This window comes from Paraburkholderia nodosa DSM 21604 (genome assembly GCF_000519185.1).
GTDB lineage: Bacteria > Pseudomonadota > Gammaproteobacteria > Burkholderiales > Burkholderiaceae > Paraburkholderia > Paraburkholderia nodosa.
Map to the genome: position 1 here is coordinate 323,946 of NZ_JAFA01000001.1, position 16,606 is coordinate 340,551.

The 16,606-nt window shown below is 65.0% G+C and carries 12 protein-coding genes; 5 read left to right on the forward strand and 7 right to left on the reverse strand.

The window, feature by feature from the left end; translation table 11 throughout:
• Positions 1-128: 128 nt before the first annotated feature.
• The 4 genes from glcF to A3CW_RS0101550 form a co-directional block, all read right to left on the reverse strand.
• Positions 129-1,358, reverse strand: a complete 1,230-nt coding sequence (gene glcF, locus A3CW_RS0101535) for a glycolate oxidase subunit GlcF (RefSeq protein WP_028201994.1) — start codon at positions 1,356-1,358, stop codon at positions 129-131.
• A gap of 18 nt (positions 1,359-1,376) precedes the next feature.
• Complete coding sequence (gene glcE / locus A3CW_RS0101540) at positions 1,377-2,465, reverse strand: glycolate oxidase subunit GlcE (RefSeq protein ID WP_028201995.1); 1,089 nt, start codon at positions 2,463-2,465, stop codon at positions 1,377-1,379.
• A gap of 141 nt (positions 2,466-2,606) precedes the next feature.
• Positions 2,607-4,112, reverse strand: a complete 1,506-nt coding sequence (locus tag A3CW_RS0101545) for an FAD-linked oxidase C-terminal domain-containing protein (protein WP_028201996.1) — start codon at positions 4,110-4,112, stop codon at positions 2,607-2,609.
• A 48-nt stretch (positions 4,113-4,160) separates the two neighbouring features.
• Complete coding sequence (locus A3CW_RS0101550; protein WP_028201997.1) at positions 4,161-5,576, reverse strand: FAD-binding oxidoreductase; 1,416 nt, start codon at positions 5,574-5,576, stop codon at positions 4,161-4,163.
• A gap of 192 nt (positions 5,577-5,768) precedes the next feature.
• Here A3CW_RS0101550 and A3CW_RS0101555 point away from each other — a divergent pair, with 192 nt between their 5' ends.
• Positions 5,769-6,350: a cob(I)yrinic acid a,c-diamide adenosyltransferase gene (locus A3CW_RS0101555; protein WP_028201998.1), complete on the forward strand. Its 582-nt coding sequence runs from the start codon at positions 5,769-5,771 to the stop codon at positions 6,348-6,350.
• A 259-nt stretch (positions 6,351-6,609) separates the two neighbouring features.
• Positions 6,610-7,812, forward strand: a complete 1,203-nt coding sequence (gene hmpA / locus A3CW_RS0101560) for an NO-inducible flavohemoprotein (RefSeq protein ID WP_028201999.1) — start codon at positions 6,610-6,612, stop codon at positions 7,810-7,812.
• A 119-nt stretch (positions 7,813-7,931) separates the two neighbouring features.
• Here hmpA and A3CW_RS0101565 read toward each other — a convergent pair whose 3' ends face one another.
• From A3CW_RS0101565 to A3CW_RS44815, 3 genes are all read right to left on the reverse strand, one after another.
• A complete protein-coding gene (locus tag A3CW_RS0101565) occupies positions 7,932-8,936 on the reverse strand; it encodes a GlxA family transcriptional regulator (RefSeq protein WP_028202000.1) in 1,005 nt (334 codons plus the stop codon).
• A gap of 323 nt (positions 8,937-9,259) precedes the next feature.
• Positions 9,260-9,712: a GDP-mannose mannosyl hydrolase gene (locus tag A3CW_RS0101570; protein ID WP_028202001.1), complete on the reverse strand. Its 453-nt coding sequence runs from the start codon at positions 9,710-9,712 to the stop codon at positions 9,260-9,262.
• A 190-nt stretch (positions 9,713-9,902) separates the two neighbouring features.
• Positions 9,903-11,861 carry a hypothetical protein gene (locus A3CW_RS44815; RefSeq protein ID WP_051481095.1) on the reverse strand — a complete coding sequence of 653 codons (1,959 nt, stop codon included), beginning with the start codon at positions 11,859-11,861 and terminating at the stop codon, positions 9,903-9,905.
• Between the two features lie 626 nt (positions 11,862-12,487).
• Here A3CW_RS44815 and A3CW_RS0101580 point away from each other — a divergent pair.
• The 3 genes from A3CW_RS0101580 (at position 12,488) to A3CW_RS0101590 (ending at position 16,550) form a co-directional block, all read left to right on the forward strand.
• Positions 12,488-13,492 carry a GlxA family transcriptional regulator gene (locus tag A3CW_RS0101580; protein ID WP_028202002.1) on the forward strand — a complete coding sequence of 335 codons (1,005 nt, stop codon included), beginning with the start codon at positions 12,488-12,490 and terminating at the stop codon, positions 13,490-13,492.
• An 89-nt stretch (positions 13,493-13,581) separates the two neighbouring features.
• Positions 13,582-15,117, forward strand: a complete 1,536-nt coding sequence (locus tag A3CW_RS44820; RefSeq protein ID WP_051481098.1) for a mannose-1-phosphate guanylyltransferase/mannose-6-phosphate isomerase — start codon at positions 13,582-13,584, stop codon at positions 15,115-15,117.
• Positions 15,118-15,158: 41 nt separating this feature from the next.
• Positions 15,159-16,550, forward strand: a complete 1,392-nt coding sequence (locus tag A3CW_RS0101590; protein ID WP_028202003.1) for an undecaprenyl-phosphate glucose phosphotransferase — start codon at positions 15,159-15,161, stop codon at positions 16,548-16,550.
• Positions 16,551-16,606: the final 56 nt, after the last annotated feature.

The window sequence follows — 16,606 nt, forward strand, 5'->3', positions numbered from 1 at the left end:
AAAACGAACAGAACGACGGCCATTATACGGACTGCGCACGGCGCGAAATACTGGCCAGAAAGGCTATACCGAATGGCCGACTGTTGGCGTGCCGTGCGTCTCGTTACGCTGGTGCCGTTCCCGATGACTCAATTCGTCGCCAGCATATGTTCGACCAGCTCAATCCAGTGCGTGACCGGAATCGCCGTGCCGCTTTGCAGGTGCGTGATGCAGCCTATGTTGGCGGAGACGATCAATTGCGGCTCCAGCGCCTGCAGCCGGTCCACTTTCTGGTTGCGCAGCGTGTAGGAAAGGCGCGGCTGCATGATCGAATAGGTGCCCGCGGAGCCGCAGCAAAGATGGCTGTCGGCGGGCAGCCGCACGTCGAGTCCGAGCGCGGTGAGCAGCCTTTCCACGCCGCCGCGCAACTGCTGGCCATGCTGCAGCGTGCAGGGAGGATGCCACGCTACCGTCTTGATGCTACGGCGCCTCGTGTTTGCCACGAGCTGTTCCTCGAATGCGGGCAGCAGTTCCGAAAGATCGCGCGTGAGCTCGACCACGCGGCGCGCTTTTTCCACGTAGGCCGGATCGTCGCGCAGCAGGTGTGCATATTCCTTCACCGTCGCGCCGCAGCCCGAGGCGTTCATCACGATCGCTTCCGCACCTTGCTCGATGTAGGGCCACCAGGCGTCGATGTTCGCGCGCACATCGTCGAGCGCGTCGTCGGCGTAGCCCATATGCAGGCGGATCGCGCCGCAGCAGCCCGATTGCGGCGCGACGATCGTTTCGATGCCGAGCGCGTCCAGCACGCGCGCGGTCGCGATGTTGATGTTGGGCATCATCGAGGGCTGCACGCAGCCTTGCAGCATCAGCATCTTGCGCGCGTGCTTCGCCGTGGGCCACGCGAGCGAACGCTGGCGCACGGGCACCTTGTCGCGCAGGCGCTTGGGCAGCAGCGGCCGCACCTGCTGGCCGAGGCGCATGGCCGGCGTGAAGAGGGCGCGGCGCGGCAGCAGGCCCGCGAGCAGGCGGCGCATGACGCGCTGCCGCAGCGGGCGCTTCACCATCTGTTCGGCATGCTTGCGGCCCACTTCCACGAGGCGCCCATACTGCACGCCGGAAGGGCAGGTGGTCTCGCAACTGCGGCACGTGAGGCAGCGGTCGAGGTGTGTGAGCGTGCTCTTCGTGACTGGCGCGCCTTCCACCATCTGCTTCATGAGATAGATGCGCCCGCGCGGGCCGTCCAGCTCGTCGCCGAGCAACTGGTAGGTCGGGCAGGTCGCGGTACAGAAGCCGCAATGCACGCACTTGCGCAGGATCGCGTCGGCTTCGTCGCCGTCGGGGGTGTTGCGTATGAAGTCCGCGAGGTTCGTCTGCATCGCCGCGTGTGGGTGTCGTCAGAAGTCGGAATACAGCCGGCCGCGATTGAAGATGCGGGCCGGGTCGAAGGCGGCCTTCAGGCCGCGATGGATCTTCATGAGCGGCGCGGGCAAAGGCGTGAAGACACCCGCGCTGCGGTCGTAGTCGCGCCCCGTGCGGAACATCGTCGCGTGACCGCCGGCTTGCTTCGCGCTGATACGTACCGTTTGCGCGTCGGTTTCCGTGATCCACCAGCGCTGCGCGCCGCCCCATTCCATGAGTTGCGCGCCCGGCAGTTGCAGGGGTTCCGCGATCGAGGGCAGCGCGAGCCGCCACAGCGCCGCGTTGGGCGCAATCGATGCGAAGAACGGATCGGTCTGCTCGCGCAAGCCTGCCCAGAACCGTTCGGCCTCCACGGCGTCCACCACTTCGCCGCCCAGGCTCGCGCGGGCTGTCTTCACCGCGGCTTCCGCGCCCGCGAGGCGTACCGCGAGCGTGCCGTTGCGCCAGGCGCTCGCCGTCATCGGCAGCGGGCGGCCGCCCCATTCGTTGAGCTTGCGCACGGCGTCGGTGCCGTTCATGTCGAATTTGAGCGTGGTTTCCGCTTGCGGCACCGGCAGCACCTTCACTGAAAGCTCCAGCAGCAGGCCGAGCGTGCCGAGCGAGCCTGCCATGAGCCGCGAAACGTCGTAGCCCGCCACGTTCTTCACGACCTGGCCGCCGAAATGCAGCACCTCGCCGTGGCCGTTCATGAGCACCGCGCCCAGCACGAAGTCGCGCGGTGCGCCCGCGCTCGCCCGCCGCGGCCCCGCAATGCCTGCGGCAATGCAGCCGCCCAGGGTGGCCTGGGCGCCGAAGTGCGGCGGCTCGAACGCGAGCATCTGGCCGTGGGCCGCGAGCGCTACCTCGATCTCCGCAAGCGGTGTGCCGGCGCGCGCCGTGATCACCAGTTCGGCCGGGTCGTACGCGATGATGCCGCGGTGCGCGCGCGTGTCGAGAATCTCGCCTTCGAGCGACTGGCCGTACCAGTCCTTGGTGCCCCCGCCGCGAATGCGCAGCGCCCGCCCATCGGCGCTCGCCGCCCGGATGCGTTCGGACCAGTCCGAGACGATATCGTCCTCTTCCATGTCGTGATGGTCGCGCTCGTTCGTTATATGGTTCGTTCGATTGTACTGAGCGAACCTCGCCTGACAACCCGGAGCGGACCCTCATTCGGGTCACGCGCTATGCATAGATGTCGCGGTGCCGGGTGCGTGTTTGCGCGTCTGTCAGAAGCGCGGCAACTCGGGGTGCGGCAACAGATTCCCGCGCACATGCATGCGCCCGTACTCGGCGCAGCGCGCCCGCGTGGGGATGCCCTTGTCGGGGTTGAGCAGCCTGGCCGGGTCGAACGCGTGTTTCACCGCATGAAACGCGTCGCGCTCCTGCGGCGAGAATTGCACGCACATCGAATTGATCTTCTCGATGCCCACGCCGTGCTCGCCCGTCACGGTGCCACCCAGTTCGACGCAGGTCTCGAGAATGTCCGAGCCGAAAGCCTCTGCTCGGTGCCATTCGTCGAGGTCGTTGCCGTTGAAGAGAATGAGCGGGTGCATGTTGCCGTCGCCGGCATGGAAGACGTTGATGCAGCGCAGTCCATACTGCTTTTCCATTTCGTGGATGCGCGCGAGCAGCGGCCCGATCGCGCGGCGCGGCACCGTGCCGTCCATGCAGTAGTAGTCGGGCGAGATGCGGCCCGCCGCCGGAAACGCATTCTTGCGGCCCGACCAGAAGCGCAGGCGCTCTTCCTCGGTGCGCGAGATCTGGATGCGCGTGGCGCCATGCTCGCGCAGCACCGTGGTCGTGCGCGCGATCTCGTCGGCGACTTCCTCGGGCGTGCCGTCGGCTTCGCACAGCAGGATCGCGGCGGCGTCGAGGTCGTAGCCGGCGTTCACGAACTCCTCCACGGCGCGCGTGGCCGGCTTGTCCATCATTTCCAGGCCCGCCGGAATGATGCCCGAGGCGATGATGCCCGCCACGGCGTCGCCGCCTTTCACGACGTCGTCGAAGCTCGCCATGATGACCTGCGCGGTTTGCGGGCGCGGAATCAGCTTGACGGTCACTTCGGTCACGATCGCGAACATGCCTTCGCTGCCGATCATCACCGCGAGCAGGTCGAGGCCCGGTGCATCGGGCGCGAGCGAGCCGAATTCGACGATCTCGCCGTCCATCGTCACGGCGCGCACGCGCAGCACGTTGTGCACCGTGAGGCCGTACTTGAGGCAGTGGACGCCGCCCGAATTCTCCGAAACGTTGCCGCCTATCGTGCAGGCGATCTGCGACGAAGGGTCTGGCGCGTAGTAAAGGCCGAACGGCGCCGCCGCTTCAGAAACGGCCAGATTGCGCACGCCGGGCTGCACGGTAGCCGTGCGCGCGTACGGATCGACTTCGAGAATGCGCTTGAAGCGCGCGAGCGAAAGCACGATCCCGTGCCGGATCGGCATGGCGCCGCCCGAGAGGCCGGTGCCCGCGCCGCGCGGCACGACCGGCACGTCGAGGCGCCGGCAGATCTGCACGATGCGTTGCACCTGCGACTCGGTCTCCGGCAGCGCGACGGCGAGCGGCAGCCGCCGGTAGGCGGCAAGGCCGTCGCACTCGTAGGCGACGGTGTCCTCCTCGCGATGCAGCAGGCAATGCGCCGGCAGCACGGCCATCAACGCCTGGACTACCTCGCGCTGGCGTTGCGCGAGCGCTTCCGGGCTCAGCTCGGGCAAGTTCGCCTCGGGTGCGTTCATCTCTCCTCCCGTCTGTTGCGCTTGAATGCGCTTCTCTGCGCTTGTCGGTTACGCCGCCCAGCTGAAGATCTTGCCCGGATTCATCAGGTTGTGCGGATCGAGTGCGTGCTTGATCGCGCGCATCGTGTCGATGGTGTCCGCGCCGTGCTCTTCGACGAGGAAATCCATCTTGTGCAGGCCCACGCCGTGTTCGCCCGTGCAGGTGCCGTCCATTGCGAGCGCACGCTGCACGATGCGGTGATTCAGGCGCTCGGCCTCGTCGATCTCCTCGGGCTTGTCCGGGTCGATCAGGATCGCCACGTGGAAGTTGCCGTCGCCCACGTGGCCGACGATCGGGCAGGGCAGCGGCGAGGCCTTGAGATCGGTTTCCGTCTCGATCACGCATTCGGCGAGGCGCGAGATCGGCACGCACACGTCGGTCGTCACGGCGCGGCAGCCGGGCTTGAGCTGCAGCATCGCGAAGTAGGCGTTATGGCGCGCGTTCCACAGGCGGCTGCGCTCCTCGGGGCGCGTGGCCCACTCGAAGCCTTCGCCGCCGTGCTGTGCGGCAAGCTCCTGCACGAGCTGCGCCTGTTCCGCGACGCCCGCCTCGGTGCCGTGAAATTCGAAGAAGAGCGTGTGCTTTTCGCGCAGCGTGAGGTTCGAATGCTTGTTGATCGCGCGCACCGCGAGCGAATCGATGAATTCCACGCGCGCGATCGGCACGCCGATCTGGATCGTCTCGATCACCGTGCGCACGGCCTCGGCCATCGAGGGGAACGCGCACACCGCCGCCGAGACTGCCTCGGGCTGGGGGTAGAGCCGCACCGTGATTTCGGTGATCACGCCGAGCGTGCCTTCCGAGCCGACGAAAAGGCGCGTGAGGTCGTAGCCCGCCGACGACTTGCGCGCGCGCGTGCCGGTTTTGACCACGCGGCCGTCGGCGAGCACGGCGGTCAGGGCGAGCACGTTCTCGCGCATCGTGCCGTAGCGCACGGCGTTGGTGCCCGAGGCGCGTGTAGCCGTCATGCCGCCGATGCTCGCATCGGCGCCCGGGTCGATCGGGAAGAACAGACCCGTGTCGCGCAGCGCTTCGTTCAGCTGCTTGCGCGAGATGCCAGGCTCGACGGTCACGGTGAGATCTTCGGCGTTAATCGAGAGCACGCGGTTCATCTGCGAGAGGTCGATCGACACGCCGCCCTGCACGGCCAGCAAGTGACCTTCGAGGGACGAGCCGTTGCCGTAGGGAATGATCGGCACGCCATGGCGGGCGCACAGCTTGACGATGGTCTGGATATCCTCGGTGCTCTGCGCGAATACCACGGCGTCGGGCAGTTGCGGGTCGAAGGGCGATTCATCGCGGCCGTGGTGGGCGCATACGGCTTCGGAGGTGGAGACGCGTTCGCCGAACGCGCTGCGCAGTTGATCGAGGAGTTCGGTGGGGAACGGGCGGCGTGCGAGGGCCGGCGGCGCGGGGTGATTCACGCGGGTGTCTCCTTCGTATGGGTATGACTTCTGGCTCGGACCATTTTACGCTGAACGTCTGCGCCGCAAAGCCGCGCTCCTTATGCTGCGGTGCACGAAACCTATAATGGCCGGCAGGCGCAGGCGCCTCACACCGCGCCGGGTGCGCATGATGCGCGACTTGCGCGAATTTTCAACTCCGGAGAGCACAACATGGGCAATCGCCTGAGCAAGATTGCAACGCGCACCGGCGACGACGGCTCGACCGGACTCGGCGACGGCAGCCGCGTGCGCAAGGACGACGCGCGCATCGCTGCGATCGGCGACGTCGACGAGCTGAACTCGCAGATCGGCGTGTTGCTGTGCGAAACGCTCCCCGACGACGTGCGCGAGGTGCTCGTCGCAATCCAGCACGACCTGTTCGATCTGGGCGGCGAGCTGTGCATACCGGGCCACACGCTCGTGTCCGACGAACACCTCGCGCGGCTCGATGGCTGGCTCGAGCACTACAACGCCACGCTGCCGCCGCTCAAGGAATTCATTCTGCCAGGCGGCTCGCGGGCGGCGGCGCTCGCACATGTGTGCCGCACCGTATGCCGGCGCGCCGAGCGCGCGGTCGTCGCACTGGGCGCCACGGCGAACTCGGGCTCGCCGCTCGCCGATACGCCGCGCCGCTACGTCAACCGGCTCTCCGACCTGCTGTTCGTGCTCGCGCGCGTGCTCAACCGGGCCGCGGGCGGCAGCGACGTGCTCTGGAGGCACGACCGGGGCGCGGACAAGGGCGAGGGCGCGTAGGGCAAAAAAGGGCGCGAGCGCGCACCGTCCGACCGGGTAGTGTGTGCTCGCACGCAGCGTTCAGCAACCCGCGCCGTCGACGTCCGAAAAAGACTGTTACTGCACCGCAAAAGCCCCGCCGAAGCGCGCTCCACGGCCACCCGCCGCACGTTCACGGCCTGCGCAATCAGGAAATTGCTGGGGTGCGACAAAATGCCTGGGTCGGGCTGTCGCATTAAAGATGTATCTTGTGTGCATCTTTACCACGGAGAAGCCATAAATGACTGCGCTCACCGCCGACCAGATGGCCCGCGTGAAGGCCACTGCGCCCGTTTTCGCCGAGCACGGCGCCACGATCACCAAGCATTTCTACAAGCGGATGTTCGCCGCGCACCCCGAGCTCAAGAACATCTTCAACCAGACGCATCAGCAAAGCGGCAGCCAGCCCGAAACGCTCGCCCGCGCGGTGTATGCCTACGCGGCGAACATCGACAATCTGGGCGCGCTCGGCGGCGCGGTCACGCACATCGCGCACAAGCATGCGAGCCTGAACATCCGTCCGGAGCACTATCCGATCGTCGGCCGCCATCTGCTCGGCGCAGTCGTGGATGTGCTCGGCGACGCCGTGGACCAGCCCACGCTCGACGCCTGGGCCGTAGCCTACCAACAACTCGCGAACATCATGATCGGCACCGAGGCGAAGCTGTACGAGGGCGCTTCGTGGAGCGGTTTCCGTCCGTTCAAGGTGATGCGCAAGCAAGTCGAAAGCGACGAGATCACCTCGTTCTATCTTGCGCCGGCCGACGGTGCGCCCGCTGGCGGTTTCGAGCCGGGCCAGTACGTGAGCGTGACGCGCTTCGTCGACAAGCTCGGCGTGGACCAGCCGCGTCAGTACAGCCTCTCGGACGCGCCCCACGGCAAGTGGCTGCGCATCTCGGTGAAGCGGGAGACTGGCCGCGGCGAAGCGCAGCCGGGCCACGTGTCGAACATCATGCACGACGGTGTGGAAGAAGGCGCGGTGGTGCACGTGAGCGCGCCGATGGGCGAGTTCACGCTCGACCGCAAGAAGACTTCGCCAGTCGTGCTGATGAGCGGCGGCGTGGGCATCACGCCGATGAAGTCGATGCTCTCCACGCTGATCGCCGAGCGCAGCGAGCGCGAGGTGACCTTCGTGCACGCATGCCGTAACGCGAAGGTGCACGCCTTCCGCGACTTTCTGCGTCACGCGGTGTCCGAGTACCCGAACGTCAAGCGCGCGGTGTTCTACGAAGAAGTTGGCGCAAGCGACCGCCAGGGCGCGGACTACGACTTCGAAGGGCGCATCGATATCGGCCGCATCGAAGCGGATGTGCTGATGCCCGACGCCGACTACTACCTGTGCGGCCCCGTGGCGTTCATGCGTGAACAGCGCGAGGCGCTGATTGCCCGCGGCGTCGATGCTTCGCGCATCCACACGGAGATCTTCGGCTCCGGCATGCTGTAACGTTGCACACCCGGCACGCTGAAATTACACGCTGAGTACGCCGAATAAAAAAGACGCCGCGCGAAAGCGCGGCGTTTTGCGTATACAGCCGTAAAACATGTATCGAATGGCGACTGGCATCACTCGCCCGAAGCCCGCCGGTTCACGGCGCGATACCCCGATGGCGAAATCGACAGCCTGCGCCGGAAGATCCGCGCGAGACGCTCGCCGCGCGGCACGCCGCAGCGTTGCGCGATCTCGTCGATGGGAAGATTGGTTTGCGCGAGCAGAAGGCAACTGGCATCGAGCCGGGCGCGCAGCAGATATTCGGACGGCGTGAGGCCCGTATGCGTCTTGAAGTGGCGCAGGAAGTTTCGCATGCTCATCTGCGCGACACGCGCGGCATCGGCAACCGAGATCGGCTGATGGTAGTTCTCGCGCAGCCAGTGCGCGGCCGAGTTGATCTTGCCGTTCGCGCTGTCCGCCTCGCCGTCGTCGAGCATGGGGCCGAGCCGTTCCCACGAACCCGGCATCGAGTCTTCGGACACGCGCTGCGCAAGCGCCACGCCGTGATTGCGCTTGACCACCTTGAGCGCGGCGACGAGCGCCTCGGAAGGCGTCACGACCGAGGCGCCGGCGTTGCGCGCTTCCAGCGCCCGGCGTAGCCGCTGCGCCGAACTTGCCGTATTGCCGCCCGTGCGCAGGAAGGGCACATCGGCGGCGGCGAGTACCGCGCGTCCCTCGCCGAGGGCGCGGATGATGCGCACTTTCGGTGCGAGCATCTGCAGCCGCGTGATGAGCCGCGCGTTCGCGCGCGCCTCCATCGCACCAGGGCCGCCGGCAATGAACAGTGTGTCGAAGCCGCTGCGCAGCGGGCCATGCAGGCTCTCGGACCATATCCGCAGGCCGCAGCCGCTGGCTACGTTGCCGCCAGGCTCGGAAAGCATGACGATCGAATAAGCAGGAAGCGTGTCGGCGCAGGCATCGTTCGCGAGACGAAACACATCGGCGAGCAAGGTCACGTCCCCGAGCGGGAAGCCCTCGAAAACCAGGATGCCTATGCGTTTGGCCACGTGTGCGAACTTCAAGTGAGCGCCGCGCGGCTGGAAAGCGGCTTGCCGGCAGACCACCCTATCGATGTACATGGCCGGTTCCTCGCGCAGAAAGGATTTGCAGGAGTACGTTGCGTTTTTGCGCCGCGTGCCCTGATCCGGCTGTGTCGGGCTGTTACATGCGGTCACATCACGCTCTCGGGATTCATGATAGGCCGGTGGGCTGCTGACGCACGTCGCAGTCTGAAAATGCCGAGAAGTTGGCAGAATGGCTCGGTATGCGCGAGGCAAGGCGGCCCGGTCTTGACCGGGCGTTGCACCCGGGTCTTATGGGCGCGCGCACGCGCCCCACGCCTGCTTCACGAACGCTGCGAGGGCAATCCACGACGCGCGCGTGTCTGTCACTGGGGGCGTTTTCAGCAGAAATATTGTTTCGAATTCTTGTGCACGTCCTCGCGCATGAGCAGCTCCTCGGGCCATAGCCACGCGTACTGGCTGTGCTGATCGAAGCGCCCGACAGGCACGGTGCTGTCCAGCATGAACGCGTACGCAAGCACAACGTAATGTGTGCCGATGCCGTTTTCCGCCGCGAAGTTGTCCGGATAGTGATGCTCGTAGACGCCGACGAAGCGTGCAGCCGCGCGCTGCATGCCCGCGATGCCGAGCTCTGTTTCGACGATGCGCGTGAACGCGGCGTCGAGCCATTCGTCCTTGTGGATGCGTCCGCCCGGCACGAACCACTTGCCGCGCGCCGGGCGATTGCGTCGTTCGCCCACAAGCACGCGGCCGTCGGCGTCGGCGACGATGAGGTCGATCCCGACAAGCGGTGCGAGCCGCACCACCTCGAGGAATTCGGTAGGCGACAGCATGGACGAGCGGATCCGTGGGGTGGCGGTCGTGTCGATATGATTGTCTCGAGCGCAGCCGTTGCGCGCGCGGCGCATGACAATCAGGCGTCGCGTTCATCAGCAGTCTAGGCGGCTCAAAATCGCGTTGCACTGTCCAGAGCCGCCTAAGTCTCGCTATCGTGGGCCAAGATGCGAGCCCTGGCCCACGCCCTCAAGGCTTCGGCGCGACGTAGCCCGCGGGCGTGACGGCAATCGATCTGGCGACGTCGGCGTTGTCCGACACCACATACACGGGCGATTCGGTCAGGCGCAGCGGGAGCATGCCGTCGTTGTAAGTCATGGCGGTCGGGTTGCCCATCATGTCGAACACGCTCACCTTGCCCGAGCGCCCGCGCGCGTCCACCTGAAGCGTGTAGTTCGTCGCGCGCGTGGCGTCGAACCCGGTCTTCGCGCTCCAGCGCGCGTTGTCGTGGCTCCACAACGCCGTGATCACCTTGCCGCCGCCCGGACGTGCGAACGCGTAGGCGTAGACGCCTGCGGGCGTGCCGCGCAGCGGCCCGAGCGTATACGTACCGTCGATCAGCCGCGTCATGGTCGCGACAGCGAGCGCGGCCGGCTTCGGGCTGATGTTCGACGCGCCGTACATGCCCTTCGGATGCTCGAGTTCGAAGAACACGCCATAGCCTGGCGTCGTCTCCGGCATGTCCGCACCATAGAAGACGAACGTGGTGTCCGCGCCTTCGCCGAGCAGGATCAGATGCGCGCGCGCCACGACCGCGCCCTGCGCATAGAGCGTTTGCGCGTCGGGATAGTTGGCCGCGTAGTTCGTCCCGATGTCGTAACTAATTCCGGTTTCGGTCACGAAGAGCGGGGCGCCCGGCTTGAGCACGTCGCGCATCGTCGTGCGCAGCTCGCGCATGGCTTCGGGCAGCGAAAGCGTGCCTTTTTCGGGTGCGCCGTACAGACGCTCCGGCGGATGCGAAGGGCTCGTGCCGAAATCGTAGTAGCCGTGGATCGTCACGCCATCGATATATTTAGCAATGCCAAGCGGTGCGAACTTCTTGAGCCACTCCGTGTTGCCCTGCACGCCTGCATAGGTCGGGCCCATCACGATCGCCGTCGGGTCGGTGGCGTGTATGCCCTCGTAGACGGTCTTGTAGAGATCGACGAAATGCGCGTCCGTGTCTTTCCACGGCAGCCCGCCGTCCTTGTCGGGCTCCCATGTCACCTGATAGTAGTTGTGCGCCTGGCGCGGGAAGACGCGTGCACGGATGCGTGCGGACTCAGTGCCTACGCGCGACATGTATTCGCGCAACTGGGCCAGTGACGAAGGCACGTAGCTGTGGGTCTCCTGGCCGTTCGGACTCGCCCACCCGGGAAAGCCGTCGAGCGTGATCAAGCGCATGATGTCGCCGGGCTTGAACTGGAGATCGAGCTGGGAGGCGGCAGCGTCGAACGTATTCGGACCTTTGGGCTCCATGACGTACCAGCCCCGCTTGTCGTTGGCCCACGCCAGACCGAGGTCGGTGTAGAGCGGACGCAGGCCGTCGCCGCCGCAGCAGTGCTGTCCGGGCGCGATATATGCTGAACCTTGCCCACCGAAGCGGTGCAGGTCCTGGCGCGCGAAGGTGGGTGCAGGAAGTGCTGCGCTCACGTCGGGCAGCACGCCGAACGTGGTGATACCGGCCGGCCGGGTGCCGCGCTGGGGCAAACCCGTAGAGGGCTGCGAAGCCAGCGACGCCGAAAACGCGAAGTAGCCTGCCGGGAGCATCGTGCAGGCGAGCCACGTGACGCGCGGGCCGGCCGCCACGGCGAAGCTGCCGCTTGCCTGGGGGCGGCTCCACGTGTCGGCGATTTGCCATTGCACCTTGTCGTCGCGGGTGGCATTCGTTGTTACGACGATACGCACACCTTTACCGCGCGCGAAGAGGCGCGTGCCGTCGCTGCCGGGCGTATCCGCTGAGATGACGTCATTGCCGTCCTCAGTTGCAGCACTGCCGGCGACGCTCCTGCAAACGGGCGCATCGGCGGCGCGGCAACGCGTCGCCGGCAACATCACGCCGAGAACGCCGAGCGCGAGCGTTGCTGCCGGTACCCATGAAAAAGCGCGCGAGCCGCGCGCGGAACGAGGGTTTACGAGTGCGGACGCAAGGGCTGGGCGCAATGTCATTGGCAGGTTCCTCACAGCATGAAAGGGTAAGCCTAGTTGTTCAAGCAAGTCATTTGACGCCAGCCTCCAGGCTTTTCGCGCAATTTCTCCTGGAAGCGCCGCGCGAGAGTTGTGCAGTGCTCGCGGAGCCCAATCATATAAAGCGGCTTTTTGTGAATTTTTTTATTGTGCGCCGCAAACAGGATTTAACAGGTTTAAAATGCGCTTCGCATGCTCGAAATCGGAGCCCAAAGCTTCTTAAACATCATTTAATCAGACGAATCGACTTGCAGTCTTTTATTGGCCGTTCACTTCCATCCCATGCGTACGCATCGATCGGAAGGCGTCGAATGATTTTGTAGTAACAAAGGCGAAAATACCTGCCTGTAACGGTTATCCGGCACTATTGCCGATTTGATGTAATCGAACCAATTGCCTTTCACGCAGTTTGCTTTTTGGCACTTAGCTTGGCGCCCAATCTTCTAATCGGTCCTCGACCGGACTAAATGCGCCAATGTCTCGCCAGTTTCGGTCAGTCGTCGTTGCGGGGATTTTTCTCTGCATATGATGCACTGCACATGGAATGCTATCGAAATGCTATTACCGGGACTTTTCGCTTGGTACGGGGGATTGTTTAGGGGAAAAGCATGGCGTACGCAAGTCTGGATTTGCCGTCGTTCAGCCGCCCGCATCTAGTGACCGCGGGCATCAGTCGAGAGGTGCGTCATATCGCAATTCTGCTGTTCGATGGTTGTTCGCTCCTCGGCGCCGGTATTGTGGCTGAAGTGTTTCATGTAGCGAACGAACTCTCGACGGACACCGCTCGCAGCTCACCTTACGATGTAAGCATCCTTTCGGCCGATGGCGGCAACGTAACGTGCTCGTCTTCGGTACGGGTCTGGACAGATGGACTCGATGCACGCCACTACGTCGGTTTCGACGCGCTGTTCGTGGCGGGTGGAAAGGGCGCGTTCGCGGCCGCCAACGACGAACGTCTCGTCGCATGGCTGCGTCGTGTGCATGCGAATACCGGCACCATTCGTCCGATTGGTGAAGGCCGCTCACTGCTCGAAGCCGCGAGTCTGTGCGGCCAGCGCACGCAGCACGAGTTCGGCTCGTATGCGATGCAAACGGGACGCGAAGAAGCGGGCGGCGACGCCGGCGACCGGCTCGAGTCGATGAAGAGCGCGCTCACGCTCGTCAAGCGCGACCTGGGCGTGGATGTTGCGCGAGCCGTGACTGAGCGGCTCATGCCCGATTCGGGCGGCAACCTGTTGCCGTTTCTCGGCGATGCGCTTGGCAGCGCACCGGCTGACAAAGTGCGTGCAGCGGCGCGTTGGCTGCAGGAGAACTGTCAGCGGGCCATTTCGATAGCGGACGCGGCGCAGGTCGCCGCCATGAGCGAGCGTAACTTTCTGCGCCGCTTCAAGCTGGAGATGGGCATCACGCCTTCTGATTACTTACTGCATGCGCGCCTTGCAATTACCTGCAGCCTGCTCACCGATTCGGAGTTGCCGGTCGACAAGATCGCGCGCCGCACCGGCATGGGCAACGGCGACCGCCTCGCCAAGATCTTTCGCAAGCGCATGATGATTTCGCCCACCGAATACCGCGAGCAAAGCCGCCGCGAGGCCGGCGTAGCTGTCTCGTAACGCCGCGGTAACAACGGTCGCACTTCGTTACAAACGGGGTCGCTATTCGCGAGCCGAAGTGATCCTGCCCGATATGAAGGAGTCCGAAGATGAATGAAAGGTCATCGATTCATGAAGGACAAAGTCAAGCCCGTGCAGAAAGCGAGCCGGGTCCAGCGCGCGAAGGCACGACGCCTTGCACGCGCATCGTGCCGGTAGTGCTGGCGGGCGGTTCCGGTACACGTTTGTGGCCGATGTCGCGCGAACAATTCCCTAAGCAGCTAATTGGTGTGGTGGGCAGCGATACGCTGCTGCAAGCAACCGTGCATCGCCTCGACGGCTTTTCGTCAGAGTGGCAGGTTGCGAGTTCGCCAATCGTCGTATGTGGCGAAGAACACCGCTTCGTGATCGTCGATCAGTTGCGTGCGTGCGGCATGGACGCGCGGCTCGTGGTCGAGCCGGCGCGGCGTGACACGGCGCCGGCGCTCACACTCGGCGCGGCGCTCGCGTGCGCGAACGGCGACGACGCGATTCTCATCGTGATGCCGTCGGACCATGCGATCACCGATCTGGACGCCCTGCAACGCGCGCTTGAATGCGCAGCGCGCCATGCGCAGCGCGGCGCGATCGTCACGCTGGGCGTGCCGCCGCGTTCGCCCGAAACGGGGTTTGGTTACATCCGCGTCGGCGAGGCGATCGCCGACGGCGCCCACCGTATCGACGGCTTCGTCGAAAAGCCCGCGCCTGAACTCGCCGCGCAATACATCACGCAGGGCGGCTACTGGTGGAACAGCGGCATCTTCGTGATGCGTGCGAGCGTTTGGCTCGATTCGCTGCGCGCACTCCAGCCCGACATGCATGCAGCGTGCCTTGCCGCGTTCGTCGATGGCCAGCAAGACGGCCCCGTGTTCCGGCCGGCCCCCGACGCCTTCAAGCGCGCCCCGTCCGACTCGATCGATTACGCGGTCATGGAGCGGCTATCGGGCAGCAACGGCTGGACGCCCGAGGGCGTGGTGGTTGCGCTCGACGCGGGTTGGTCCGACCTCGGCTCGTGGGACGCTGTGTGGGCCGCGATGGAAAAGGACGAAGACGGCAACGTCGGACGCGGACGTGTGGTGTTCGAAGGCGCGGTGGCGACTTACGCGCATTCCGACGGCAGGCTCGTGGCTTGCGTGGGTACGTCGAACCTCGTGGTGGTCGAAACGGCAGATGCGGTGCTCGTCGCCGACCGCTCGAAGGTGCAGGACGTGAAGGGGCTCGTTGCGCGCATCAAGGCGGAGCGCGCACCCGAGGCGGATTCGCATCGCAAGGTGCAACGTCCATGGGGCTTCTACGATTCGATCGATTCGGGCGAGCGCTTCCAGGTCAAACGCATCGTCGTCACGCCGGGCGCGCGGCTCTCGCTGCAACTGCATCACCATCGTGCCGAGCACTGGACAGTCGTGCGCGGCACCGCGCTCGTCACTCGTGGTGAGGAATCCTTTCTTATGACGGAAAACGAGTCCACTTACATTCCGCTCGGTGTGCGCCACCGGCTGGAAAACCCAGGCAAGGTGCCGCTCGAAATCATCGAGGTGCAGTCGGGAGCGTATCTGGGAGAGGACGACATCGTCCGTCTCGACGATACGTACGGCCGCTGCGGTTGAGGGCAGCGGTACGGCCAGCAGGGAGAAAAAAGGGAGAAAGCATGCGCGAGCTACAAAATCTGATGGCGAGAGTGCTCGACGTATCTGCCGTAATGATCGGCGCCAGCGTGGCTTCGGAGATCCGCTTCGAAGATATCGTGCCGCGCGGCGTGAACGAAGCCTTCGTGCTGCTCTCCGCGGCCTTCGCGCTCGTGATCTTTCCGGCGTTCGAGCTTTACCAGTCGTGGCGCGGCCGCTCCAAGGCGCTGCTCGCGGGCCAGGTGTCGCTTGCGTGGCTCGTGGTGCAGGGCTGCGCGCTGATCTCGATGTATTCGACGATGCATCATGTCGACGTCGTTTCGCGCCTGTGGTTCGCTTACTGGACGGCTCTTGCAGGCGGCTTGCTCATTACGTGGCGCTTCCTTGCGCACGGCGTGCTTTCGCACATGCGGCGCGCGGGCATGAATCTTCATCAGGTCGCCATCGCGGGTTCCGCTTCGCAGTGCGACGAGATTGTGCGGCGCATCGATGCGGAGCCAGGCTCCGGCTTTCGGGCGAGCGCGCTCTACAACACCATGCCGCAATCGGCGAGACCCGCGAGCGAGAAAGACGCGCCGGTGTGCGACACGATCGAGGCGCTCGCGCAGCACATCCGTGAGCATGACGTGCACGAGTTGTGGCTCGCCCTCTCGCTTGCCGAGGAACGCACCGTGGTGCGGCTCGTGAGCGAGTTTCGCAACGACCTCGTGAACATCCGCTTCATTCCGGACGTGCGCTCGCTGGCCCTGTTCGACACCAGTACGGTGATCGAGCTGCTTGGCGTGCCCGCGATCAACCTCGTCGCCTCGCCGTTGCCCGCGAGCGCGCAGTTCAAGAAGGCCATGTTCGACCGGGTGTTCGCAACGCTTGCGCTCGTGAGCCTCATGCCGCTTCTCATCGGCATTGCCATTACGGTGAAGTTTTCCTCGCCTGGGCCGGTGTTGTTCAGGCAGCGCCGCAAGGGCGCCGACGGCCGCGTGTTCACAATCTACAAGTTCCGCACGATGCGCGAGCACAAGGAAGCACCGGGCACGGTGAGCCAGGCGAAGCGCGACGATCCGCGCGTGACGCGTCTCGGCGCGTTCCTGCGCCGCACGAGTCTCGATGAACTGCCGCAGTTCTACAACGTGCTGCGCGGCGACATGTCCGTGGTCGGACCGCGCCCGCATGCGCTCGAGCACGACGATCTTTATCAGAGCGTGGTGAAGGGCTACATCAACCGCTATCGCATCAAGCCCGGCATTACCGGCTGGGCGCAGGTCAATGGATTTCGCGGCGAGACCGATCGCCTCGAAAAGATGGAAATGCGCGTAGCACACGATCTGTATTACCTCGGCCATTGGTCGTTCTGGCTCGACATGCGCATCATCGCGGCCACGATCGTTCACGGGCTGGTTGGCCGCAACGCGTACTGAGCGCTGCGGCGCATTCGAGCAAGCATCACCAGCAAGCAACACCAGGTTTCGGGAGA

Excerpts from the sequence above, each read along its gene's own strand:
- glcF (WP_028201994.1), bottom strand. The coding sequence starts at position 1,358 with ATGCAGACGAACCTCGCGGACTTCATACGCAACACCCCCGACGGCGAC.
- glcE (WP_028201995.1), bottom strand. The coding sequence starts at position 2,465 with ATGGAAGAGGACGATATCGTCTCGGACTGGTCCGAACGCATCCGGGCG.
- A3CW_RS0101545 (WP_028201996.1), bottom strand. The coding sequence starts at position 4,112 with ATGAACGCACCCGAGGCGAACTTGCCCGAGCTGAGCCCGGAAGCGCTC.
- A3CW_RS0101555 (WP_028201998.1), top strand. The coding sequence starts at position 5,769 with ATGGGCAATCGCCTGAGCAAGATTGCAACGCGCACCGGCGACGACGGC.
- hmpA (WP_028201999.1), top strand. The coding sequence starts at position 6,610 with ATGACTGCGCTCACCGCCGACCAGATGGCCCGCGTGAAGGCCACTGCG.
- A3CW_RS0101565 (WP_028202000.1), bottom strand. The coding sequence starts at position 8,936 with ATGTACATCGATAGGGTGGTCTGCCGGCAAGCCGCTTTCCAGCCGCGC.
- A3CW_RS0101570 (WP_028202001.1), bottom strand. The coding sequence starts at position 9,712 with ATGCTGTCGCCTACCGAATTCCTCGAGGTGGTGCGGCTCGCACCGCTT.
- A3CW_RS44815 (WP_051481095.1), bottom strand. The coding sequence starts at position 11,861 with ATGACATTGCGCCCAGCCCTTGCGTCCGCACTCGTAAACCCTCGTTCC.
- A3CW_RS0101580 (WP_028202002.1), top strand. The coding sequence starts at position 12,488 with ATGGCGTACGCAAGTCTGGATTTGCCGTCGTTCAGCCGCCCGCATCTA.
- A3CW_RS44820 (WP_051481098.1), top strand. The coding sequence starts at position 13,582 with ATGAATGAAAGGTCATCGATTCATGAAGGACAAAGTCAAGCCCGTGCA.
- A3CW_RS0101590 (WP_028202003.1), top strand. The coding sequence starts at position 15,159 with ATGCGCGAGCTACAAAATCTGATGGCGAGAGTGCTCGACGTATCTGCC.